19 protein-coding genes are annotated in these 20,781 nt (G+C 72.5%); 7 read left to right on the top strand and 12 right to left on the bottom strand.

Annotation, left to right across the window (positions count from 1 at the left end):
- Positions 1 to 65: 65 nt before the first annotated feature.
- The 3 genes from ACFFIC_RS08620 to ACFFIC_RS08610 are packed head-to-tail and all read right to left on the bottom strand — an operon-like array spanning position 66 to position 2,954.
- Positions 66 to 1,316 (bottom strand): D-amino acid dehydrogenase, encoded by a 1,251-nt coding sequence (locus tag ACFFIC_RS08620; protein ID WP_377049766.1) that lies wholly within the window; start codon positions 1,314 to 1,316, stop codon positions 66 to 68.
- A 32-nt stretch (positions 1,317 to 1,348) separates the two neighbouring features.
- Positions 1,349 to 2,218 carry a tryptophan 2,3-dioxygenase gene (gene kynA / locus ACFFIC_RS08615; RefSeq protein WP_377049765.1) on the bottom strand — a complete coding sequence of 290 codons (870 nt, stop codon included), beginning with the start codon at positions 2,216 to 2,218 and terminating at the stop codon, positions 1,349 to 1,351.
- A complete protein-coding gene (locus ACFFIC_RS08610; RefSeq protein ID WP_377049764.1) occupies positions 2,211 to 2,954 on the bottom strand; it encodes a DsbA family protein in 744 nt (247 codons plus the stop codon). Before ACFFIC_RS08610 ends, kynA begins: the two co-directional genes overlap by 8 nt.
- 188 nt (positions 2,955 to 3,142) lie before the next feature.
- On the opposite strand from ACFFIC_RS08610, the gene ACFFIC_RS08605 reads away from it, so the two are divergent.
- The 3 genes from ACFFIC_RS08605 to ACFFIC_RS08595 are packed head-to-tail and all read left to right on the top strand — an operon-like array spanning position 3,143 to position 6,677.
- Complete coding sequence (locus ACFFIC_RS08605; RefSeq protein WP_377049763.1) at positions 3,143 to 4,534, top strand: gamma-glutamyltransferase; 1,392 nt, start codon at positions 3,143 to 3,145, stop codon at positions 4,532 to 4,534.
- Between the two features lies 1 nt (position 4,535).
- Positions 4,536 to 5,699 (top strand): pyridoxal phosphate-dependent aminotransferase, encoded by a 1,164-nt coding sequence (locus tag ACFFIC_RS08600; protein ID WP_456306929.1) that lies wholly within the window; start codon positions 4,536 to 4,538, stop codon positions 5,697 to 5,699.
- Between the two features lie 15 nt (positions 5,700 to 5,714).
- Entirely contained in the window at positions 5,715 to 6,677 is a 963-nt protein-coding gene (locus tag ACFFIC_RS08595) for a Bug family tripartite tricarboxylate transporter substrate binding protein (RefSeq protein WP_377049762.1), read from the top strand.
- A 109-nt stretch (positions 6,678 to 6,786) separates the two neighbouring features.
- On the opposite strand, the gene ACFFIC_RS08590 is transcribed toward ACFFIC_RS08595, so the two are convergent.
- Positions 6,787 to 7,233, bottom strand: coding sequence for a CsbD family protein (locus ACFFIC_RS08590; protein ID WP_377049761.1), 447 nt, complete (start codon positions 7,231 to 7,233; stop codon positions 6,787 to 6,789).
- A gap of 110 nt (positions 7,234 to 7,343) precedes the next feature.
- Here ACFFIC_RS08590 and ACFFIC_RS08585 point away from each other — a divergent pair, with 110 nt between their 5' ends.
- Positions 7,344 to 8,870 (top strand): PAS domain S-box protein, encoded by a 1,527-nt coding sequence (locus ACFFIC_RS08585; protein WP_377049760.1) that lies wholly within the window; start codon positions 7,344 to 7,346, stop codon positions 8,868 to 8,870.
- A 278-nt stretch (positions 8,871 to 9,148) separates the two neighbouring features.
- Positions 9,149 to 10,063 (top strand): hypothetical protein, encoded by a 915-nt coding sequence (locus tag ACFFIC_RS08580; protein ID WP_377049759.1) that lies wholly within the window; start codon positions 9,149 to 9,151, stop codon positions 10,061 to 10,063.
- Between the two features lie 148 nt (positions 10,064 to 10,211).
- Here ACFFIC_RS08580 and ACFFIC_RS08575 read toward each other — a convergent pair whose 3' ends face one another.
- Genes ACFFIC_RS08575 through ACFFIC_RS08560 form a run of 4 tightly spaced genes read right to left on the bottom strand, consistent with a single transcriptional unit; the run spans position 10,212 to position 14,292 of the window.
- Positions 10,212 to 11,195, bottom strand: coding sequence for a Bug family tripartite tricarboxylate transporter substrate binding protein (locus tag ACFFIC_RS08575; protein WP_377049758.1), 984 nt, complete (start codon positions 11,193 to 11,195; stop codon positions 10,212 to 10,214).
- A gap of 53 nt (positions 11,196 to 11,248) precedes the next feature.
- Positions 11,249 to 12,097 (bottom strand): shikimate dehydrogenase, encoded by an 849-nt coding sequence (locus tag ACFFIC_RS08570; RefSeq protein WP_377049757.1) that lies wholly within the window; start codon positions 12,095 to 12,097, stop codon positions 11,249 to 11,251.
- Positions 12,098 to 12,101: 4 nt separating this feature from the next.
- The gene (gene argJ / locus ACFFIC_RS08565; protein ID WP_377049756.1) at positions 12,102 to 13,337 is read right to left on the bottom strand and encodes a bifunctional glutamate N-acetyltransferase/amino-acid acetyltransferase ArgJ; all 1,236 of its coding nucleotides are present in this window, start codon (positions 13,335 to 13,337) and stop codon (positions 12,102 to 12,104) included.
- A 7-nt stretch (positions 13,338 to 13,344) separates the two neighbouring features.
- Positions 13,345 to 14,292, bottom strand: coding sequence for a peptidylprolyl isomerase (locus tag ACFFIC_RS08560; protein ID WP_377049755.1), 948 nt, complete (start codon positions 14,290 to 14,292; stop codon positions 13,345 to 13,347).
- 307 nt (positions 14,293 to 14,599) lie between these two features.
- Between ACFFIC_RS08560 and secA the strand changes: the two genes are divergently transcribed.
- Both secA and ACFFIC_RS08550 read left to right on the top strand, forming a co-directional pair.
- Positions 14,600 to 17,332 (top strand): preprotein translocase subunit SecA, encoded by a 2,733-nt coding sequence (secA, locus tag ACFFIC_RS08555; protein ID WP_377049754.1) that lies wholly within the window; start codon positions 14,600 to 14,602, stop codon positions 17,330 to 17,332.
- Positions 17,333 to 17,425: 93 nt separating this feature from the next.
- Positions 17,426 to 17,560: a hypothetical protein gene (locus ACFFIC_RS08550; protein WP_377049753.1), complete on the top strand. Its 135-nt coding sequence runs from the start codon at positions 17,426 to 17,428 to the stop codon at positions 17,558 to 17,560.
- Positions 17,561 to 17,593: 33 nt separating this feature from the next.
- Here the strand turns inward: ACFFIC_RS08550 and ACFFIC_RS08545 are convergent, their stop codons facing one another.
- The 4 genes from ACFFIC_RS08545 to ACFFIC_RS08530 form a co-directional block, all read right to left on the bottom strand.
- The gene (locus ACFFIC_RS08545; RefSeq protein ID WP_377049752.1) at positions 17,594 to 18,154 is read right to left on the bottom strand and encodes a type 1 glutamine amidotransferase domain-containing protein; all 561 of its coding nucleotides are present in this window, start codon (positions 18,152 to 18,154) and stop codon (positions 17,594 to 17,596) included.
- A gap of 117 nt (positions 18,155 to 18,271) precedes the next feature.
- Positions 18,272 to 19,021 carry an ABC transporter permease gene (locus tag ACFFIC_RS08540; RefSeq protein ID WP_377049751.1) on the bottom strand — a complete coding sequence of 250 codons (750 nt, stop codon included), beginning with the start codon at positions 19,019 to 19,021 and terminating at the stop codon, positions 18,272 to 18,274.
- Positions 19,021 to 19,809 carry an ABC transporter ATP-binding protein gene (locus ACFFIC_RS08535; RefSeq protein ID WP_377049750.1) on the bottom strand — a complete coding sequence of 263 codons (789 nt, stop codon included), beginning with the start codon at positions 19,807 to 19,809 and terminating at the stop codon, positions 19,021 to 19,023. The genes ACFFIC_RS08540 and ACFFIC_RS08535 overlap by 1 nt, the downstream gene beginning before the upstream one ends.
- Positions 19,806 to 20,780: an ABC transporter substrate-binding protein gene (locus tag ACFFIC_RS08530; RefSeq protein ID WP_377049749.1), complete on the bottom strand. Its 975-nt coding sequence runs from the start codon at positions 20,778 to 20,780 to the stop codon at positions 19,806 to 19,808. The genes ACFFIC_RS08535 and ACFFIC_RS08530 overlap by 4 nt, the downstream gene beginning before the upstream one ends.
- Position 20,781 lies beyond the last annotated feature (1 nt).

The raw sequence follows: 20,781 nt of genomic DNA, 5'->3' as shown, positions 1-20,781 counted from the left end.
GGGTGTCCTGTCCCTGTTCCGGTTGCCCCGCATCCTGACGGCGGCGCCTCCGCGCGCAAGGCCGTTCAGGCCGCGAAACCGTCCAGCGGAATGGGTGCTGCACGCCCCGCGAGCAGATCGGCCACCACGCGTGCCGAACCCATGGCCAGGGTGAAGCCCAGCGCCCCGTGCCCGATGTTCAGGTGCAGATTGGCCAGCCCCGGCGCGGGCCCGAGGATCGGCAGCGCGGAAGGGGTCGCCGGTCGCAGCCCCGCCCAGGGCCGCAGCACCGTCCAGTCCGCCGCCTCCGGAAAGGCTTTGCGCGCCTGGCGCACCAGAAGCTCCAGCCGCGAAAGGTCGAAGCGCGTGTCGTGCCCCACCAGGTCCGCCATCCCCGCCACCCGCAGGTCCTGGCCCAGCCGGGCATAAACAACCTTGCGCGCGAAATCCGTCACGCTGATCCGCGGCGCCGCGTCGTCGGAGGCGATGGGAAGCGTCAGGCTGTAGCCCTTCAGCGGATACAGCGGCACCCGGATTCCCAGCGGCGCCAGCAGCCGCGCGCTGCCGGCCCCCATGGCCAGCACCACGGCGCCCGCCTCCTCCACCCCCTGGTCGGTCAGCACGCCCACCACGCGCCCGCCCACCGCCAGGATCTGCCGCACCTCCGTGCCGAAGCGGAAATCCACCGCCAGGTTCCCCCCGCGCATGGCCGCCTCCAGCCCCGCGCAGAAAAGCCGGCACTCCGCCGCGTCCTCGCCCCGCGTCAGGATGCCCCCGCAAAGCCGGTGCGCGATCCCGGCCAGGGAGGGCTCGGCCATCAGGCATTGCTGGCGCGACAGCGCCTCCTGCTCGCTGCCCAGGCTGCGCTGGTAGTCCACCAGCCGCCGCGCGGCGTCGAACCCCGCCTGATCCGAGTAAACCACCAGCTTGCCCGCGTGCCGGAAGGCGCAGTCGATCCCCTCGTCCCCGATCGCCGCCCGCGTCAGGTCGCGCGAAAGAAAGGAAAGCCGCAGCAGCCGCCGCGTGGTCCGGTCCGCCGCCCCCGCGTTGCAGGCCGCCAGGAACCGCGCGCCCCAGGCCCATTGCGCGGGGTCGAGCCGCGGGCGGAAGCGCACGGGGCTGTCGCGGTCCAGCAGCCAGCCCGGCAGCTTGCCGATCACCCCCGGCCCTGCCAGCGGCGCCACATAGGAATAGGAAAGCTGCCCCCCGTTGGCGTGGCTGCTTTCCAGCGCCACGCCCCGGCGGCGCTCCAGCACCGTCACCGCATGGCCATCGCGCGCCAGAAGATACGCGGCAGCAAGACCCGTGACGCCAGCGCCGAGAACGAGGACCTTCATCCCCGCATCATCCCCGCCCGCGCGCCGCGCCGCTAGAGCCGCCCACGCACCGTCCACAGCTCCGGAAAGAAGCGCCGCTCCAGCGCGCGCCTGAGATAGGCCACCCCCGCCGAGCCCCCCGTGCCCGTCCGCATCCCGATGATCCGCTCCACCGTGGTCACGTGCCGGAAGCGCCACTGCTGGAAGGCGTCCTCCAGGTCCACCAGCTCCTCCGCCAGCTCGTAGAGGTCGAAGTAGTCCGTGCTGTTGCGGTAAACCGTGGCCCAGGCCTCCACCACGCCCTCGTTCTCCTCGTGCCGCAGCGCCGGGTCCCGCTCCAGCACCGCCGCCGGCACGGGCACGCCCCGCCGCGCCACCAGCCGCAGCGCCTCCTGGTACAGCGAGGGCGCCTCGAAGGCCGCCCGCAGCCGCGCCGTCAGCGCCTCGTCATGCGCGTGCGGCTTCAGCATGAACTCGTCCCGCGCCCCCAGCAGGATCTCCATCAGCCGGTACTGCCAGGACTGGAAGCCCGAAGACTGCCCGAGCACGTCGCGGAACGCCAGGTAGTCCGCGGGCGTCATGGTGGAGAGCACGTCCCAGGCCTCCACCAGCTGCCGCTGGATGCGCGACACCCGCGCCAGCCCCTTGAAGGCCGGCCGCAGGTCCCCCTCCCGCACGCAGGCCGTCGCCACCTCCAGCTCCCGGATGATCAGCTTCATCCAGAGTTCCTGCACATGGTGGATGACGATGAACAGCAGCTCGTCGTGCTTGTCCGACAGAGGCCGCTGCGCGGAAAGCAGCGTGTCGAGGTCCAGGTACCCGCCATAGGACATGGTCCGCGAGAAGTCGGTCGCCAGCCCGCGCCCCTCCTCCTTGGCGTGCTCGGGGGCGTGCTCGGGGGCGTGCTCCGGCGCCTCAGCCACGGCGCCGCGCCTCCGCGACCAGCCGCTCCAGCTCAGGCAGCTCCACCGCGCCGGGCACGGTGGTGTCGCCGATGATCAGCGCCGGCGTCCCCTCGAGCTGCAGCCGCTGGGCCAACTCGATGTTGCCCTGCAGCCGCGCCTGGATCGCGGGGTCGTCCATGTCCCGCCGCAGCCGCGCCCAGTCCAGCCCGGCGCGCTGCGCCTCGGCCTGCAGCACCGCCTCCGTCGGCTCCACCCGCAGCCGCAGCAGCGCGTCATAGAGCGGCTCGTACTTGCCCTGGCGCTGCGCGGCGAGCAGCGCGCGGCTGGCGAGCACGCTGTTCGGCCCCAGGATCGGCAGGTCCTTCATCACCACCCGGATGTTGCGGTCCTGCTGAAGAAGTGCCTGCATGGTCGGGTGCAGCGCCTTGCAGTAGGTGCAGCGCGCGTCGAAGAACTCCACGATGGTCACGTCGCCGCGCGGGTTGCCCTTGATGGGGTCGCGCGCATCGTTGAACAGCGCGTCGCGGCTGGCGGCGAGCGCCGCGCGGCGGGCGTTCTCCTGCTCGCTCCGCTGCGCATCCTGCATGGCGCCGATCGCTTCCCGCAGGATGGAGGGGTCCGACCGCAGCGCCTCGCGCAGGATGGAGACGATCTCCTCCCGCTGGCGGGGGGAGAAGCCCGGTGCGGCCTCCTGCGCCAAGGCTGCGGTCCAGCCCAGGGCCAGGGCCAGCCCGGTCATCACGATGCGCTTCATGGCTGCACTGCCTTCATAACCCGACCGGATGGCGGCCTGTTCACGTGCCGAGCCTACCACGCCCCACCCCGGAGGCCACGGTCCGCCCGGCCGCGCCCGCGGCCGTCCCTCTTTCCATCCGCGCCGCGAAAGGATCGCACCCCCGCCCCCTTGCGCCACGGGCAGGCCCGGTGCCAGGAACACCCCCCATGACATGCACGGCAGGGACGGTCCGGGACCACATGGCAGGCAAGAGCCGCTTTCGCACGGGCGCCCCCCTCCGCAACGCGGCCGGGGTGGTCGCCCTCGCCGCCCTCCTGGCCGGCTGCTCCACGGTGGACCGGGTGAGCAACGCCATCACCGGCGGGCCTTCCGCCCAGCCGGGCCAGCAGGGCTATGTCAGGGGCTTCCTGGGCAACGTGGCCGCCGAGGAACCGCGCGCCGCCCTGGTCGCGCGCGACGTGCTCTCGGCCGGCGGCTCGGCGGCCGATGCGGCGGCGGCGGCCGGCTTCGCGCTCTCCGTCACGCTCCCCTCGCGCGCCGGCCTCGGCGGCGGCGGCGCCTGCCTCGGCTACGATCCCCGCCGCAACGAGGTGGAGGCCTTCCTCTTCCAGCCCGGCGAGCGCAGCGCCGTGCCCCGGGGCGCCGACCGCCCGGCCGCCGTGCCCCTGATGGCGCGCGGCCTCTTCGCCCTGCACGCCCGCCAGGGGCGCCTGCCCTTCGAGAGCACCATCGCCCCCGCCGAGCAGCTCGCCCGCTTCGGCACCCCCGTCTCCCGCGCCCTCGCCGCCGACCTCGCGGCCGTGTCCGGCCCGCTGCTGGCCGATCCCGTCTCCCGCGCCGCCTTCACGGGCCAGGGCGGCGCCGCGATCGGCGAGGGCGACCCGTTCCGCCAGCCCGACCTCGCCACCACCCTGGGCCAGCTCCGCACGGCCGGGGTGGGCGACTTCCACCAGGGCGGCCTTGCCCGCCGCGTGGCGGAAGGCAGCGCCGCCGCCGGCGGCTTCCTGACCGTGCCCGAGCTGCGCGCCGCCATTCCCCAGGCCGTGCCGGCCCAGCAGGAACGCCTGCGCGACGACACCCTGGCCGTGCTCCCCGCCTCGGTGGATGGCGGCGCGACCATGGCCGCCTTCCGCGCCGCGGCCGCCGGCCAGCCCCTGCCGCTCGCGGGCGGCAACCCCGGCGCCAGCACCGCCCTGGTGGTGCAGGATCGCGACGGCGGGGCGGTCGCCTGCGCCTTCACCCTGAACAACCTTTTCGGCACCGGCCGCATGGTGCCGGGCATGGGCTTCCTGCTCGCCGCCGCGCCCAACCTCGGCAGCGTGCAGGCGCCGCCCCTCGGCGCCATCCTGCTCGCCAACCTCAGCGTGAAGGCCATGCGCTATGCCGGCGCCGGCTCCGGCCAGGGCGCCGCCCCGGCCGCGGCCGGCGGCCCGGCCGGGCTGCACCTCGCGCGCCGCGCCTCCCTGGCTCAGGCGGTGGCGGCCATCCCCGAGCCCGGCCGCGGCGTCGCCGTCACCTGCCAGGGCACCGTCACCGCCGCCGGCTGCTCGGCGGTGGCCGATCCCCGCGGCCTCGGCCTGGCCACCGGGAACGACTGAGTTGCTCAAGACCGGACGGGGGGCCAACGCGCCAGCCTTCCTGGTGATGGACGTGATCGCGGCCGCCAACGCCCGCGCCGCGGCCCTGCGCCCGGGCGAACCCGGCATCCTCCGCATGGAGGTCGGCCAGCCCGGCACCGGCGCCCCGCGCGGCGCCGCCGAGGCCGCCATCCGCGCCCTGCAATCCGGCCACTCGCTCGGCTACACCGAGGCCTTCGGCCTGCCCTCGCTGCGCACCCGGATCGCCGGCCGGTACGCCAGCCACTACGGCGCGTCGGTGGAGGCGTCGCGCATCGCCGTCACCGTCGGCGCCTCCGGGGCCTTCCCGCTGGCCTTCCTGGCGGCCTTCGACGCGGGGGACCGCGTGGCCATGGCCGCCCCCTACTATCCCCCTTACGCCAACATTCTCACCGCGCTCGGCATGGTGCCCCAGCTCCTGCCCTGCGGCGCCGAAACCCGCTTCCAGCCGACGGTCGCCATGCTGGAAGCCCTCGACCCCCGCCCCGCCGGGCTGATCGTCGCCAGCCCCTGCAACCCCGCCGGCACCATGCTGGAACCCGCCGAACTCGCCGCGGTCGCCCGCTGGTGCCACGCCAACGGCGTCCGCCTGATCTCGGACGAGATCTACCACGGGCTTTCCTACGACGTGCCCGAAGCCACCGCCGCCGCGCATTCCTCCAGCACGATCGTGGTGAACAGCTTCTCCAAGTACTTCTCCATGACCGGCTGGCGCATCGGCTGGCTCGTGCTGCCCGAGGACCTGATCCGCCCGGTGGAGCGCCTGGCGCAGAACATGTTCATCTCCGCCCCCCACGTCGCCCAGGTCGCCGCCGAGGCCGCCTTCGACTGCACCGACGAGCTGGAGGCGAACCGCGCCGCCTACCGCCGCTCGCGCGACCTGCTCCTCGCCGCCCTGCCCGAAGCCGGCTTCGACCGCATCGCCCAGGCGGACGGCGCCTTCTACATCTGGGCCGACGTGTCCGCCCTGACCAACGACAGCCCCGCCTTCTGCGCCCGCATGCTGGCCGAGGCCGGCATCGCCGCCACCCCCGGCGTGGACTTCGACCCCGGGCGCGGCAACCACTTCCTGCGCTTCAGCTATTGCGGACCGGAACCCGACATGGCCGAGGCCCCCGCCCGCCTGCGCCGCTGGCTCCGGGCCTGAAGGACCCTCGCACCCATGAACCGCCGTCCCCTTCTCGCCCTCGCAGCCCTGTCCCCCCTCGCACGCCCCGCCCTCGCCCAATCCGCGCGCCCGGTGCGCCTCATCGTGCCCTTCCCGGCCGGCGGGGCGACGGATGCCGTGTCGCGCCTCTTCGCGCCCCTCCTCGGCCAGCGCCTCGGCGCCACCGTCGTGATCGAGAACCGCCCCGGCGCAGGCGGCGTTCCGGCCGCCGAAGTGGTGGTCCGCGCCGCCCCGGACGGCCTGACGCTTCTCCTCGCCACCTCCTCCATCCACTCCACCGCGCCCGCCACCGGCGCCAACCTGCCCTACGACGTGGAGCGCGACTTCACCCCGCTCGCCCTCATCGGCGCCTCGCCCTCGCTCGTGCTGGTCTCCACCACCGTTCCCGTCACGGACCTGCGCGGCTTTCTCGCCTGGGCGAAGGCCCGGCGCGGCCAGGTGAACTACGGCTCCTCCGGCGTCGCGACCACGCCGCACCTGAACGGCGCCCTGCTGGACAGCCTGGCCGATCTCGGCATGGTCCACGTGCCCTATCGCGGCACCGGCGCCGTCTATGCCGAGCTGCGGCGCGGCGATGTCCATGTGCTGCTGGACGTGCCGGCCACGGCCGCCACCCACATCCAGGCCGACACCGTGCGCGCCCTGGCCGTCACCTCCGCCGCCGAAACGCCCCTCGCCCCCGGCGTGCCCACCGCCGAGGCGGCCGGCCTGCCCGGCCTGGTGTCCGAAACATGGTTCGGCATCTTCGGCCCGGCCAAGCTGCCCGCCCCTCTCGCCGCCCGCATCACCGCCGCCGCCGAGGACGCCATGGGCGATGCCGAGCTTCGCGCCCGCCTCCTGTCCCTGGGCGTCGATCCCCGCCGGGGCGACGGCGCCGCCCTGGCCACGGCCGCCCGCACGGAGCGCGAGCGCTGGACCGAGCTGGTGCGCCGCCTGAACATCCGCGCCGCCGACTAGCCCATCCGGCGGCTCAGGCCAGACGCGGCGGCGTAACTCCATGCAAAAAAGGGTGGCCGCCACCGCGGCCACCCCTTCCGGCTTGCCTGCCGTCAGGCCTTCCGCAGCGTCAGAGCCAGTCGCGGCGGTACCAGGGCCGCGGCTCCGGCGAGCTGAACCGGCCCAGGAAGAAGGCCAGCAGCGCCACGACGCCCACCGTCGCCAGCGGGTAGCCGCGCACCACGTTGGAGGCGCCCTCCGCCCCCGCCGTCACCGCCGCCCGTGCCTCGCGGCTGTACTCGCCGGCCTTGCGCCCGACCTGGTCCAGAACAGGACCGGCCCCCTCTTCCACGGCACGGCTGGCCCGCTGCCCCAGATCGGAAGCCTTCTCCGAAACGTCGTCGGCCAGGTCGCGAACCGCGTCCTTGGCGCCGCCAACGGCGTTCCGGACGGCGCCGGTCGCCTTGTCGGCCGTCCCCTCGGCCTGCAGCTTGGTGTCGCCGGTCAGATTACCGGCCGCCGACTTCACGTTGCCGGCCGCCTTGTCGACGATGCCGCCGACCCGATCCTCATCCATCGTCGCTTTCTCCTGTATGTCCTCAGGCCGCCCGGTCCGGGCCGCCCTGCACCAACGGACGGAAAGGCGGAAAGGTTCCGGTCCCTGAGCCAGACCAATGCACCAACCGGATGATGCCGGCGCATCAACCCGCCTTCCGCTTCCCCGTTGTTGCCGCCATGGACCCGTCCACGCCGCCCGCCCATGCCGACACCCAGCAACTGCGCTCCATTGTGGGCGGCGTCAGCGACGGCGTGATCCTGATCGCCGCCGACCAGCGCATCGTCTGGGCCAACGAGCCCGCCCTGGCCATGCACGGGGTCGCCGGGATCGCCGGACTGGGCGGCACCGCCGCCGGCTACCGCGAGCGCTTCGACCTGCGCTATCGCAACCGCCACCGCCTGCCCGAGGGCGAGTACCCGCTGGAGCGCGTCATGGCCGGCGAGGCCTTCGACGAGGTGGTGGTCGAGGTCGCCCCCGCGGGCGAGCCGGACCCCCGCTGGACGCACCGGATCCGCAGCCTGGTGCTGGCCGACGAGGCGGGGCTGCCCGACCTGCGCGTGCTGATCCTGCGCGACGAGACCGAGCGGTACGACGCCGAGGAACGCTTCGAGCGCGCCTTCAACGCCAACCCGGCCCCCGCCCTGATCCTCCGCCTCTCGGACCTGCGCCACGTCCGCGTCAACCGCGGCTTCCTGGAGATGACCGGCTACCGGGAGGACCAGGTGGTCGGCCGCTCCGCCTATGACGTGGACGTGCTCGATGGCGCGGCGCGGCGCGAACTGGCGGTGGAGCGCCTGAGCGAGGGCCGCACCATCCCGCAGATGGAGGCGACGCTCCAGCTGCCCGACGGGCGCGAGAAGTGCGTCGTGCTGGCGGGCCAGCCCATCGAGATCGGCAGCACCGCCTGCATGCTCTTCACCTTTGCCGACCTCGATGGCCGCCGCAGCGCCGAGAAGGCGCTGCGCCAGAGCGAGGAGCGCTTCGCCCTCGCCTTCCGCGCCCTGCCGGTGCCGGCGCTCATGGCCACCACCGACGACTTCCGCATCCTGCTGGCGAACGAAGCCTTCTGCCGGGGCACCAACCGGGGTGAGGCAGACGTGCTCGGCCGCACCGCCGCGGAACTGCCCCTCTGGGCCGATGCGGGGGCCTCGCAAGCCCTGGTCGCGCGGTTCCGCCGCGAAGGGCGGCTGAGCGACGAGGACGCCCTTCTCCACGTGCGGGGCGGCGCGCCGCTCGCCTGCGCGGTGTCCGCCGCGGCGGTGGAGCTGGCCGGGCGATCCTGCCTGCTGCTGGTGGCTCCCCGCGCGCCCGAACGGGCACGGGCCAGGGCCGAGGTCGCCGCCGCCGTGGCGGCGGTGATGACCGATGCCGGCACCATCACCTCCGCCGTGCTGGACCGCCTGTCGCACCCTGCCCCCGGGGAAGGGCCCGCCGAGGCTGGCCCGAGCCTGTCCGCCCTGCCGGCCCGGGCGCGGGAGGTACTGGACCTTGTCTCGCGCGGGCTCGACGACACGGCGATCGCCGGGCGCCTCGGCCTGAGCCGGACCACCGTCCGCAACCACGTCAACGGATTGTACCGCAGGCTCGGGGTCGGTTCCCGCACCCAGCTCGTGGTCTGGGCGCGGGAGCGGGGCATCGGCGCCGACAAGGGCTGAGCGCTCTCTCCAAGGTGCAGATCGCACCAGCGGCATGGTGCGCCTGAACCGGCCCGCCCCCCGCACCGCCGCAACCGCCGCGCCGCCGCCTTGTTGCAGGTCCGTCATCCCGGCCATGCCGGCCGGGGGCAAGGTCCAGAACGCCGCCGTCGGCATGAAGAACAGCCTTGGCGGCCGCACCGGACGACAGGCCCGCCCGTCCAAGCCCTTCCGCGGCCCGGCACCAAGCCCGGCCGTTTCATCACCCGAGGCCGCACGCGGCCTGAAAGACAAAACCGATGTCCTCCACCTACCCCGGCCCGGCCCCCGCGGCCGTTTCCCCACTGCCCCGCATCTCCTGGGGTGCGGTCTTCGCCGGCGCCATCATGGCCCTGGCTATCGGCCTGATGCTCAACGTCCTCGGCGCCGCGGTTGGCGCGACCCTCGTGGACGCCACCGCGCGCGACACCCCCGACGCCTCCAGCTTCGGCATCGGCGCGGGCCTGTGGCTTCTCGTCTCCAACCTGATCGGCCTGGTCGTGGGCGGCTATGCGGCGGCCCGCCTGTCCGGCACCGCCAGCAACACAGACGCGACCCTGCACGGCATGGCCATGTGGGCGGCCTCGTTCCTGATCTCCGCGGTGCTGCTGGGCAACCTGGTGGCCGGCGTGGCTTCCACCGCGGCCAGCGGCGTGACGGGCGCTCTCGGCGGCATCGCGCGCGGCGCGGGCTCGGTGGCCTCCGCCGCCGGCGAGCAGGTGGCCAACCGCACCAGCACCGGCGCGGCCCAGTCGGCGGCGCAGGGCGTGATCGACCGGGTGCAGAGCGCGCTCGCCGGCACCGGCAACGCCCCCGCCGCCATGACCTCGGACCAGCGCAAGGCCGAGATCGCCACGCTGGCGGGCCGACGGGTGGCCGACGGCAACCTGTCTGGCGGCGACCGCGAGCGGCTGAACGCCGTGGTGGCCGCCGAGTACAACATCAGCCCGCAGGAGGCGCAGCAGCGCGTGGCCCAGGCCGAGCAGCAGGTCCAGCAGGCCCTGCAGCAGGCCGCGCAGCGCGCCCGGGAGGCGGCGGACGCGGCGGCCAAGGGCGCCTCGGTGGCCTCGTTCTCCATCTTCCTGACGATGCTGCTCGGCCTCGTCGTGGCGGTGATCGGCGCGCGCCGCGGCAGCCGCGACCACGCCGCCCTGCGCGGCCGCGTGCTGGCCTGAGCCGGCCCGATGACCGCCCCGGCCTGCGCGCCGGGGCGGTCATCCCTTCAACACCGCCGCCCGGACGTAGCGATCAAAGGGACACAAACACCGATGGCGAGGATTCCCGCCGTCCGGAAGGCAGGCATGACGGTGAGGAAGCCGCCCCTCAGTCCGGCTTGATGTTCCGCGCCCGGATGATTCCGCCCCACTTCTCCATTTCGCGCTTCTGATAGGCCGGGAACTCCTCAGGCCTGCCGCCCACCGGACGGATCGCCAGGGTCGCCAGCTTCTCCTTCACCTCCGCGCTCTCCAGCGCGCGCGCGAAGGCCGCCTGAATGCGGGATTGCAGCGCGGGAGCCATGCCCGGCGGCGCGAACAGGGAGAAGTCGGTGGAGCACTCGTAGCCCGGCACGGCCGTGGCGACGGGCTGGACCTCCGGTGCCGCCGGGTCGGGCTGGGCGGAGGAAACCGCGATCGCGCGCACCGCCTGCGCCCGCATCGGCTGCAGCGCCGAAACGGCATCAACCGCCGAAAGCTGGACCTCGTTCGCGATCAAGGCCTGCAGCGCGGGCGCGCCGCCGCGATACGGCACGTGCAGCATCTCAATCCCGGCCTCGGCATTCAGCAGTTCCACCGCCAGATGCGCGGAGGATCCAGCACCGGAGGAGGAGTAGCTGATCTTGCCGGGCTGTGCCTTGGCCAGCGCGATCAGCTCCGCGATGTTGTTCGCGCGGACCGAGGGATGCACGCAGAAATACTGCGCGTTGGTGGCCAGCAGCCCGATGGGCGTGAAGCCGCGATCATTGTCATAGGGAATGGAGTTCAGCAGGAAGGGCGCCATCGCATAGGTGGAGTTGGTGCCCAGCAGCAGCGTGTACCCGTCGGGCTGCGCGCGGGAGACCGTGTTGTGGCCGACCGTGCCGGAGGCGCCCGGCCGGTTGTCCACCACGACGGGCCGGCCGGCATCGGCCGAGACGCGCTGCGCGAGCACGCGTGCCAGCGTGTCCGTGGAGCCGCCGGGTGCCCAGGGCACGACCAGCGTGACCTGGCGCTGCGGCCACTCGCCGGTTTGGGCAATTCCCTGGGCAGAGGCGCTTCGGGCGGCGGTCAGGCCGATGGCGGCCAAGCCGAGGCTCCGCTTGGTGATCATTGTTTCTCTCCCCTCGAGGTGCCGCGGGCACCCCCTCACGGTTCACGCGCGCTTTACCTCACATGCGCGTCAAAGGCAGCGCCAATCACGCCCTCCGGCGCGGGCTTCCCGGTGAAAAGAAGGAAGCCATCCTCCGCCTGCCCGACGGACATGGCTCGCCCGGACATGATGGCGCAGCCCAGCGCCCGCGCGGCGGCCAGCAGCGGCGTCACCGGTGGATGGTAGACGGCGTCGGCCACCCACATGGAACCGCGCAGCAGCGCCGGATTTACCGGGCTGGAGGTGTCGGGCAGCATCCCGGCGGGAGAGGCGTTCACCACCCCCGAAGCGCCCGCCATGGCCGCGGCGATTCCCTCGGCAGGCAGGAAGCGTCCGCCACCCCAACCGGAGGCCTCGGTGGCCAGGGAAGCGGCGCGGGAGGGGTCCTGGTCCACCACCCGCACCTCCGGCACGCCGGCCCGCGCCAGCGACCAGGCGATGGCGCGTCCGGCACCCCCGGCCCCGACCAGCACGGCGGGGCCCGCCTGCACGGCATTCCCCACGGTACCCAGCAGCCCCGAAAGAAAGCCGGTGGCATCGGTGTTGTGGCCCGTCAGCCTGCCGTCCCGCACCGTGACGAGGTTCACCGCGCCGACCTGCGCCGCGCCGGGGTCCAGTGCGTCGAGGAAGGGGATGACGGTCTGCTTGTAGGGAAAGGTGACGTTGATCCCCGCGAAGCCGATGAGCCGCACGCCGTCCAGGATGCGCCCGATGACATCCGGCGCCGCCCCCGCCACGTCGATCAGGTGGTAGCGGACATCGAGCCCGGTCGCGGCCCCGGCCGCCTCCATCATCGCGGGCGCCGCGGAGTGGGAGATGGGATGGCCGAGCAGGCCGAGCAGGACGCGGCTGGGCTTGGCCATGGGTTCAGGACCTGTAGGCGCCGTTGATGTCGATGTAGCCATGGGTCAGGTCGCAGGTCCAAACGGTGGACTCGCCACGGCCCAGGTTGAGGTCGACCTCGACGTCGATCTCCCGGCCCTTCATGTGCTCGACCACCGGGGCCTCGTCGTAGCCCTCGACCACGCCGCCATCGCGCGCCATCCAGGTGCCGCCCACGGCAACGGAAAGCCGGTCCCGGTCCGCCGGTTCCCCGGCCTTGCCAACCGCCATGACGATGCGGCCCCAGTTCGCGTCCTCGCCCGCGATGGCAGTCTTCACCAGGGGCGAGTTGGCGATGGCCATCGCCACGCGCTTGGCCGAGCTGTCGGACACGGCGCCGCGCACCGTCACCTTCACCAGCTTCTGCGCCCCCTCCCCGTCCCGCACCACCTGGAGCGCGAGGTCGAGCAGCACGGCGTCGAGCTGCGCCTGGAAGTCGTCCAGCGCCTCGCCCGGGAAGGCCGAGACGCGGTCGTGCGCGGCCTGCCCCGTGGCGAAGAGCAGCACGGTGTCCGAGGTGGAGGTGTCGCTGTCCACCGTGGTGCGGTTGAAGCTCGTCTCCACCCCGCGCCGGAGCGCCGACTGCAGGGCGGCGGCCGGAATGGCGGCGTCGGTCGCGACAAAGGCCAGCATGGTCGCCATGTCCGGCGCCACCATGCCGCTGCCCTTGGCGATGCCGAGAATCGTCACCTTGGTGCCATGGATCGTGGCCGTGCGGGCGGATGCCTTGGGAAAGGTGTCGGTGGTCATGATGCCGCGCGCGGCATCGGCCCAGCCCGTTTCCTTCAGGGAGGCGTGCAGCGGGGGCAGGGCGCCGGCCAGCTTCTCGTGCGGCAGCACCTGGCCGATCACGCCCGTGCTGGCCAGGAACACCTCGGAGGGCTCGCAACACGCCAGCGAGGCGGCGGCCGCGGCGGTGGCCTCGCAGGCCACCACGCCCGCGCGGCCCGTGAAGACGTTGGCGTTGCCGGCATTCACCACCAGCGCGCGGGCGGCCTCGCCCTTCAGCGCCGCGCGGCACCAGTCCACCGGGGCGCCCGGGCACTTGTTGCTGGTGAAGACGCCCGCGACCGTGGTGCCAGGGGCGAACTCCATCATCATCACGTCCGGACGGCCCTTGTAGCGAAGGCCGGCGGCGGCGGTGCCCAGCCGCACGCCCTTCAGCGCCGGAAGGGGCGGCAGGTCCACCCGGAGGGGGGAAACGGGGATGTCCATGGCCATCTCGCCCTCAGCGCCGCTGAGCCGGTGCGGGAGCGGCGGGCGGAGTCGCGCCCTCCATGAGGCCAGGCGCGCGGATGGGGGAACCGTCCATGTTGAAGCGCTCCACCCGGGCGGCGTTGCGGATGCGCTCCACGGCGCCGTTCACCGTTTCCTCGAAGGCCGCCTGGCGCAGCGCCTCCTGGCTGTCCTCGAAGGAGGCGGCGGGCGCCGTGCGGCGCTCCTCCACCTTGATGACGTGCCAGCCGAAGGCGGTCTGCACCGGCGCCGGGCTGATCTGGCCGGGCTGGAGGGCGAAGGCGGCGTTGGCGAATTCGGGGATCATGTCGGATTTCTTGAAGAAGCCGAGGTCGCCCCCCTGCTCGGAGCCGGGGCCGGTCGAGCGGCGCTTGGCCACCTCGGCGAAGTCGGCGCCAGGGCGGCGCACCTCCTCCAGGGCCTCCTTCGCCGCTGCCTCGGTGGGCACCAGGATGTGGCGGGCGTGGATCTCCTCCTCGCCTTGGCGGTTGGCCGATTCGCGGTCGTAGCGGGCGCGAAGCGCCTGTTCGGTGATCGCCGGAGCGACCTCGCGGCGGAGAAGGGCCTGCTGGAGCTCCTGCTCGGTGGCGCGGGCGACGCGGCGCCGCACGTCGGGGTCGCGCTCCAGCCCCTCGGCCCGGGCCCGGGCCACCAGGGCCTTCTGGGCCACGAGCTGGTCCAGGATCAGCGGGAAGATCATGGCGGAGGGCGCGTTCTTCAGCTCGTCCGGCAGCTCGGCGGCGGCGTCCCGCACGTCGGAAAGCCGGATCTCCTGGCCCTCCACCCGCGCCACCACGGGATCGGCGGGCTGGGGATTGGCGGCGGCCGGTGCGCTGGCTGGTGGCGGGGGCGCGGCCGCCGGGGCCGGGGTCTGGGCGAGGACCAGGCCGGAGAACAGGCAGGCCGGGAGGAGGGCGGTCGAAAGAAGCAGGCGGCGCATGGGGAAAGCCTTGGCGGAGGGGTTCGCAACATGGCGGAGGGGGGGCGCCCTCACAAGGCGGCCCCGTGGCAGCCCCCTCCCCCGAGGAAAGGCGGGCGGGCTGTGGGCCGGGGATCACGGGCGGGCGCCGTATCGCCCCTCGGCGCCGCCATTCCACGGCATTCGTTGACCCGCCGCCCCCCCTTCCCTATCTCTCCCCCTGCACGCAGGGCCCTGTGAGGCCCCCCTCCTGCCGGCCGCGCCGCGGTCCTCCCGGTGGCGGCCCCCAGGCGATGCCCCAGCCCTGCCCCGGAGACTGCCCGACCCGATGTTCGCCCGCCTCGCCCGCGCCATCCTTGGCACCTCGAACGACCGCGCGCTCAAGGCGTACCGGGCGCGGGTGCCCGCCATCAACGCGCTGGAGCCGGCCATCGCCGCCCTCTCCGACGACGCGCTCAAGGCCAAGACCCCCGAGTTCCGCGAGCGCATCGCCAAGGGCGAGACGCTGGACAGCCTGCTGCCCGAGGCCTTCGCGGTGTGCCGCGAGGCCAGCAAGCGCGTGCTGGGCATGCGGCACTTCGACGTGCAGCTGATCGGCGGCATGGTGCTGCACGAGGGCCGCATCGCCGAGATGAAGACCGGCGAGGGCAAGACCCTGGTCGCCACCCTGCCCTGCTACCTCAACGGCCTGACGGGCAAGGGCGTCCACGTCGTCACCGTGAACGACTACCTCGCCTCCCGCGACGCGGAGGAGATGGGGCGGCTCTACACCTGGCTGGGCCTGACCACCGACACCATCGTCTACGGCAAGAGCGACCCGCAGCGGCGCGAGGCCTATGCCTGCGACATCACCTACGGCACCAACAACGAGTTCGGCTTCGACTACCTACGCGACAACATGAAGTACTCGCTGGGCGAGATGGTCCAGCGCCCCTTCGCCTATGCCATCGTGGACGAGGTGGACAGCATCCTGGTCGATGAGGCGCGGACGCCGCTGATCATCTCGGGGCCCACCGACGACACCTCGGACCTCTACAACCGCGTGAACGTGGTGGTGGCGGAGATCGCCAAGGACCCGGCCAACTACGACAAGGACGAGAAGAACAAGACAGTCTCCCTCACGGAGGCGGGCAACGAGGTGGTGACCGCGGCCCTGGCCGAGGTCGGGTTGCTGGAGGAAGGCGATCTGTACGACTTCCAGAACGTCACGGTCGTCCATCACGTGAACCAGTCGCTGCGCGCCCACACGCTGTTCGCGCGCGACGTCGACTACATCGAGCGGCAGGACAAGATCGTCATCATCGACGAGTTCACCGGCCGCATGATGGAAGGCCGCCGCTATTCCGACGGGCTGCACCAGGCACTCGAGGCCAAGGAGGGCGTGACGGTCCAGCCCGAGAACCAGACGCTGGCCTCGATCACCTTCCAGAACTACTTCCGCCTCTACCCCAAGCTGGCGGGCATGACCGGCACCGCGGCCACCGAGGCCGACGAGTTCGCCGAGATCTACAAGCTGGAGGTGGTGGAGATCCCCACCAACCTGCCGGTGTCGCGCGCCGATTCCGACGACGAGGTCTACCGCACCGCCATCGAGAAGTACGAGGCGGTGGCCGGGCTGATCGCCGAGGCGCGCGAGCGCGGCCAGCCCTGCCTGGTGGGCACCACCAGCATCGAGAAGTCCGAGCTGATCTCGTCCCTGCTGCAGAAGAAGGGCGTGCCGCACCAGGTGCTGAACGCCCGCTACCACGAGCAGGAAGCGGCCATCATCTCCCAGGCCGGCCGCCCGGGCGCGGTGACGATCGCGACGAACATGGCCGGGCGCGGAACCGACATCAAGCTCGGTGGCAATGCCGAGATGCTGGCGCGGGCGAGCTTCGCGGGCGAGCCCGCGGGCCCCGAGTTCGAGGCGCGCCTGGCCGAGATCCGCCGCGAGGTGGAGGAAAGCGCCGCCAAGGTGAAGGCCGCCGGCGGGCTCTTCGTGATCGGCACCGAGCGGCACGAGAGCCGCCGCATCGACAACCAGCTTCGCGGCCGCTCCGGCCGCCAGGGCGACCCGGGCGCGTCCCGCTTCTTCCTGAGCCTGGAAGACGACCTGATGCGGATCTTCGGGTCGGACCGCATGGGCGGGATGCTGCAGAAGCTCGGCCTGAAGGAGGGGGAGGCGATCGTCCACCCCTGGATCAACAAGGCGCTGGAGAAGGCGCAGAAGAAGGTCGAGGCGCGGAACTTCGACACGCGCAAGAACCTGCTGAAGTACGACGACGTCATGAACGACCAGCGCAAGGAGGTCTATGCCCAGCGCAAGTCCTTCATGCAGGCCGCCGACGTGCAGGAAACCGTGGCCGAGATGCGGCGCGAGGTGATCGACGACATGGTCGCCGCCGCCATTCCCGAGAACGCGTACCCTGAGCAGTGGAAGATGGACGTGCTCCAGACCCGCGCGCTGGACGTGCTGGGCCTGGACCTGCCGCTGGCGGACTGGGGCCGCGAGGAGGGGATCGACGAGACCCAGATCCGCGAGCGCCTGCACGAGGCCGCCGACACCACCTATGCGGCGCGCTCGGCGAATATCGGCATCGAGCGGATGCGCGAGGTGGAGAAGTCCATCCTGCTGATGGTCTTCGACAAGGTCTGGAAGGACCACCTGCTCTCCCTGGACCATCTGCGCCAGGGCATCGGGCTGCGCGCCTATGGCCAGCGCGACCCGTTGAACGAGTACAAGAGCGAGGCCTTCAACCTGTTCAACGCCATGCTGGCGGAGATGCGGGAGGAAACCACGCGCTGGCTGATGCAGGTGGACATCCCCACCGGCGCGCCCCTGCCGAGCCCGGAGCCGATCTCCGTGATGGACGCGCGCCACCCGGCGCCCGATTCGGGCGACCCGCTGCTGGGCTACGACGCGGTGGCCGGCGAGTACGGCGCCGCGGCCCCGGTGACGGCGCCCCGGGTGGCCGAGGGGGTGGACCCCAACGATCCCGCCACCTGGGACCGCACGCCCCGCAACGCGCCCTGCCCCTGCGGTTCGGGCAAGAAGTACAAGCACTGCCACGGGCGGGGCTGAGGACCCGCAACTTCGGGGTGCGCGCGCGTTGATGAAGGAGCGCGCACCGCCGCGCGGCGCATCGGCCGCGCGGACTGAAGAAGGCGGAGCAGGATGATCGAGTCACCCCTGATCGGGCTTGTCATTTTCGTCGTCGTCGTGCTCGTGCTGGTGGTGCTCCAGCGGCTCGAGCTTCTGAGCGTGTTTTCCAGCAAGCGCCGGCGCACCCCCCCTCCCGGCGGGGAGTGAGGGGCCGCGCCTTCCGGGCAAGGCTCCGGCCGATCAGGCCGCCACCCGCCGCGGCGTGCGCGACACGGCCTCCACCATCTTCTCGCAGAAGGCGGGCAGGTCCTTCGGGTTCCGCGAGGTGACGAAGTTGCCGTCCACCACGCAGGTCTCGTCCACCCAGGTGGCTCCGGCATTGCGGAGGTCGGTCTTGAGCGAGGGGTAGGAGGTCATGCGCCGCCCCTTCACCACCCCGGCCTCGATCAGCGTCCAGGGGCCGTGGCAGATCGCCGCGATGGGCTTTCCGGCCTCGGCGAAGGCGCGGACAAAGGCGACGGCCGTCTCGTCCAGGCGAAGCTTGTCGGGGTTGGTGGTGCCGCCCGGCAGGACCAGGGCGTCGAAGGCCGTGGCATGGGCGTCGGCCACCTCCAGGTCCACCGCGATCTTCTCGGCGGGGTTCACGTCCTGATCCATGGTCTGGATCTCGCCCGCCTTCAGCGACACCACGGCAACATCGGCGCCAGCGGCCTTCAGGGCCTTCAGCGGCTCGGTCAGCTCCACCCGCTCGACCCCGTCGGTCGCGAGGATGGCGACCCTGCGGTGCGTTGCATCGGCCATGTCCGGTTCCCTTTCGGCAGAAGGCATCGGGGGTGGCGCATGGCGCCCCCCCTTCCGTCCGGGAAAACGGCTCGAAGCGTCGGGGGTTTGGCACGGGCAGGCGGAACGGTCGGCGGGCTACTTCCCGGACCAGTGGACGAAGCGCTTCTCCATCAGAAGGAAAAGCAGGTTCAGCACGTAGCCCAGCGCGCCGGCCACGAAGATGGCGCCGTACATCAGCCCGCTCTCGAACAGCATCTGCGCGTTGATGACGCGCTGGCCGAGGCCGTCGGTGGAGCCGATGAACATCTCCGCCACCACCACGATCACCAGCGCCAGGGAGACGCCCTGGCGCATGCCGACCAGGATCTGCGGCAGTGCCTCCCAGACCAGCACGTCCACCAGGATGCGGGCGGAACCCGCGCCCATGACGCGCGCGGCCAGGACGCGGGTGCGGCGGGCGTTCATGACCCCATAGGCGGCGTTGAACAGGATGACGAGGGCCGCGCCGAAGGCGGCCACCGCGATCTTGGTCGCCTCACCCGTGCCGAACAGCACCAGGAACAGCGGAAAGAGGGCGGAGGCGGGGGTGGAACGGAAGAAGTCCACCACGAACTCCACCGCGCGGTAGAGGCGCTCCTGCGCGCCGAGGGCCACGCCGAGCGGCACGCCGATGGCCGAGGCGATGGCAAAGGAGAGCAGGGTGCGCCAGACGGTGCGGCCGAGATCATGGGCCAGCGTGCCCGTGGCCAGTGCCGCCCAGGTGTCGCGCGCCGTCTCGGCCGGCGATGGCAGCAGCACGGGATCCGCCACGCGCAGCAGCACCGCCGCCTGCCAGAAGGCGATGAAGCCGAGGGCGCCCAGAACCGGGGGGACCAGCGCGCGCATCACGCGGCCTCCGGCCTGGCACGGACGGAGGCGGTGAAGACATCCAGGCAGCGGCGCTTGATGGCCACGAAGTCCGGCGAGGACAGCGTCGCGGCGTCGCGCGGCCAGGCCAGCGGCACGGGCACGTCGTCCACGATGCGGGATGGCCTGCGGGTCAGCATCAGCACGCGGTCCGACAGGGCGATGGATTCCTCGAGGTCGTGGGAGACGAGCATGGCGGTGATGCGGTTCTCCTTCAGCACGCGGCCGAGGAGTTCGCGGAGCGAGAGGGTGGTCTCGTAGTCCAGCGCCGAGAAAGGTTCGTCGAGGAACAGCACCTCCGGCTCCACCGCCAGCGCCCGCATGACCGAGACGAGCTGCTGCTGGCCGCCCGAAAGCTCGTAGGGATAGCGGTTGAGGTCGAAGCGCACGTCGAAGGCGGCGACCAGGGCCTGAAGGCGCCGCTCCACCTGGGCGCGGGGCTGGCGCAGCAGGCGCAGCGGGTAGCGGATGTTGTCGGCGGCGCGCTTCCAGGGCAGCAGGGCCTCGCGGTAGTTCTGGAAGACATAGCCGATGCGGGCCTCGCGCACGGTGCGGCCGTCAAACAGGACGCTGCCGGCATCCGCCTCCAGCAGCCCGGCCATCATGTTGATCAGCGTGGACTTGCCGCAGCCGTTGGGGCCGAAGACCGACAGGATGTCGCCGCGCCTCAGGTCGAGGTCCAGCCCGGCATGGACGGGCTGGCCGCGGAAGGACTTGGAAAGGCCGCGGACGGTGACCGCGGCCTCCCGGGGGGTGATGGGCGTCACAGCGGGCGCAGGAAGGACTTCACGTCGATCGCGCTCCGCACCACCCCCTGGGCGACGGCGAGGTCCACGAACTTCTGGAAGTCGGCGATCTCCTGCGGGGCCATGTCGCGCACCATCGCGAAGTTCACGAGCGGGACGGTGGGCGCGAGTTCGGCGGAGGTCTGCATGAAGGGCACCAGCAGGTCGCGCACGGAGGCGTCGGTGCGGATGGTGGCGCAGGCCTTGGCCCAGGCGCCGGCGAAGCGGGCGGCGACCTCGGGTCTGGCATCCAGGAACTTGCCGGTGAAGGCGGCGCCGGCGGCCCAGGCCTGGGCATCGGGGCGGCCGATCAGGTGGGTGGCGATCACGCCCGCCTCCAGGCGCCGCGCGGCGCCCTGGCGCTCGGCGATGGTGGCCTGGGGTTCCAGCGTGTAGGCGGCATCGAAGGTGCCGGCGGCGAGCGCGCCGACATGCACGCCCATCTGCTGCTCCGAGAGGGTGTAGTCGCGGCCTTCCTGAAGGCCGACGGAGGACAGAACGGCACGGGCGGCGGACATGTTGGCGGGGCCGGGGGCGGACAGGATGCGCGCGCCCTTGAGGTCGCGGATCGTGGTCGCGTTCCAGCCGGGGCGGACCACGAACTGCTCCATGCGGAAACGGTCGCTCTGGCCGTTGAGGGCGAAGTAGATGGCGGTGTTCGCGCGGCGGGCGTTGATGTTGGCGCCCTCCAGCGTGACGAGGTTGGAGGCACCGTCGAGGTCGCCGGACACCATGGCCTGCACGATGAGCGGCGCGGCCTGGAGCGGCACGGCCTCCACCGCCAGGCCGGCTTCCGCGAAGAAGCCGCGCTCGCGCGCGACGTAGAAGGGCAGGGCGGATGAGACGTTGAAGACGCCGATCCTCACGGCATCGGCCGCCGCCGCCGCACGGGCCAGGAAGGGCGTGGCGGCGGCGGCGCCGAGCAGGGCGCGCCGGTTCATCGAAGGGTTCATG

It is taken from the genome of Muricoccus vinaceus (assembly GCF_042433125.1).
GTDB classification, from domain to species: Bacteria; Pseudomonadota; Alphaproteobacteria; order Acetobacterales; family Acetobacteraceae; genus Roseomonas; species Roseomonas vinacea.
Note: the sequence above shows the minus strand (reverse complement) of the source record. Positions and strands in the feature narration are given on the sequence as shown.

What these genes read in the sequence shown, in the direction of transcription:
- ACFFIC_RS08620 (WP_377049766.1), bottom strand. Translation starts at nt 1,316, where the DNA reads ATGAAGGTCCTCGTTCTCGGCGCTGGCGTCACGGGTCTTGCTGCCGCG.
- ACFFIC_RS08610 (WP_377049764.1), bottom strand. Translation starts at nt 2,954, where the DNA reads ATGAAGCGCATCGTGATGACCGGGCTGGCCCTGGCCCTGGGCTGGACC.
- ACFFIC_RS08605 (WP_377049763.1), top strand. Translation starts at nt 3,143, where the DNA reads ATGACATGCACGGCAGGGACGGTCCGGGACCACATGGCAGGCAAGAGC.
- ACFFIC_RS08595 (WP_377049762.1), top strand. Translation starts at nt 5,715, where the DNA reads ATGAACCGCCGTCCCCTTCTCGCCCTCGCAGCCCTGTCCCCCCTCGCA.
- ACFFIC_RS08590 (WP_377049761.1), bottom strand. Translation starts at nt 7,233, where the DNA reads ATGGATGAGGATCGGGTCGGCGGCATCGTCGACAAGGCGGCCGGCAAC.
- ACFFIC_RS08585 (WP_377049760.1), top strand. Translation starts at nt 7,344, where the DNA reads ATGATGCCGGCGCATCAACCCGCCTTCCGCTTCCCCGTTGTTGCCGCC.
- ACFFIC_RS08580 (WP_377049759.1), top strand. Translation starts at nt 9,149, where the DNA reads ATGTCCTCCACCTACCCCGGCCCGGCCCCCGCGGCCGTTTCCCCACTG.
- ACFFIC_RS08575 (WP_377049758.1), bottom strand. Translation starts at nt 11,195, where the DNA reads ATGATCACCAAGCGGAGCCTCGGCTTGGCCGCCATCGGCCTGACCGCC.
- ACFFIC_RS08570 (WP_377049757.1), bottom strand. Translation starts at nt 12,097, where the DNA reads ATGGCCAAGCCCAGCCGCGTCCTGCTCGGCCTGCTCGGCCATCCCATC.
- argJ (WP_377049756.1), bottom strand. Translation starts at nt 13,337, where the DNA reads ATGGCCATGGACATCCCCGTTTCCCCCCTCCGGGTGGACCTGCCGCCC.
- ACFFIC_RS08560 (WP_377049755.1), bottom strand. Translation starts at nt 14,292, where the DNA reads ATGCGCCGCCTGCTTCTTTCGACCGCCCTCCTCCCGGCCTGCCTGTTC.
- secA (WP_377049754.1), top strand. Translation starts at nt 14,600, where the DNA reads ATGTTCGCCCGCCTCGCCCGCGCCATCCTTGGCACCTCGAACGACCGC.
- ACFFIC_RS08550 (WP_377049753.1), top strand. Translation starts at nt 17,426, where the DNA reads ATGATCGAGTCACCCCTGATCGGGCTTGTCATTTTCGTCGTCGTCGTG.
- ACFFIC_RS08545 (WP_377049752.1), bottom strand. Translation starts at nt 18,154, where the DNA reads ATGGCCGATGCAACGCACCGCAGGGTCGCCATCCTCGCGACCGACGGG.
- ACFFIC_RS08540 (WP_377049751.1), bottom strand. Translation starts at nt 19,021, where the DNA reads ATGCGCGCGCTGGTCCCCCCGGTTCTGGGCGCCCTCGGCTTCATCGCC.
- ACFFIC_RS08530 (WP_377049749.1), bottom strand. Translation starts at nt 20,780, where the DNA reads ATGAACCCTTCGATGAACCGGCGCGCCCTGCTCGGCGCCGCCGCCGCC.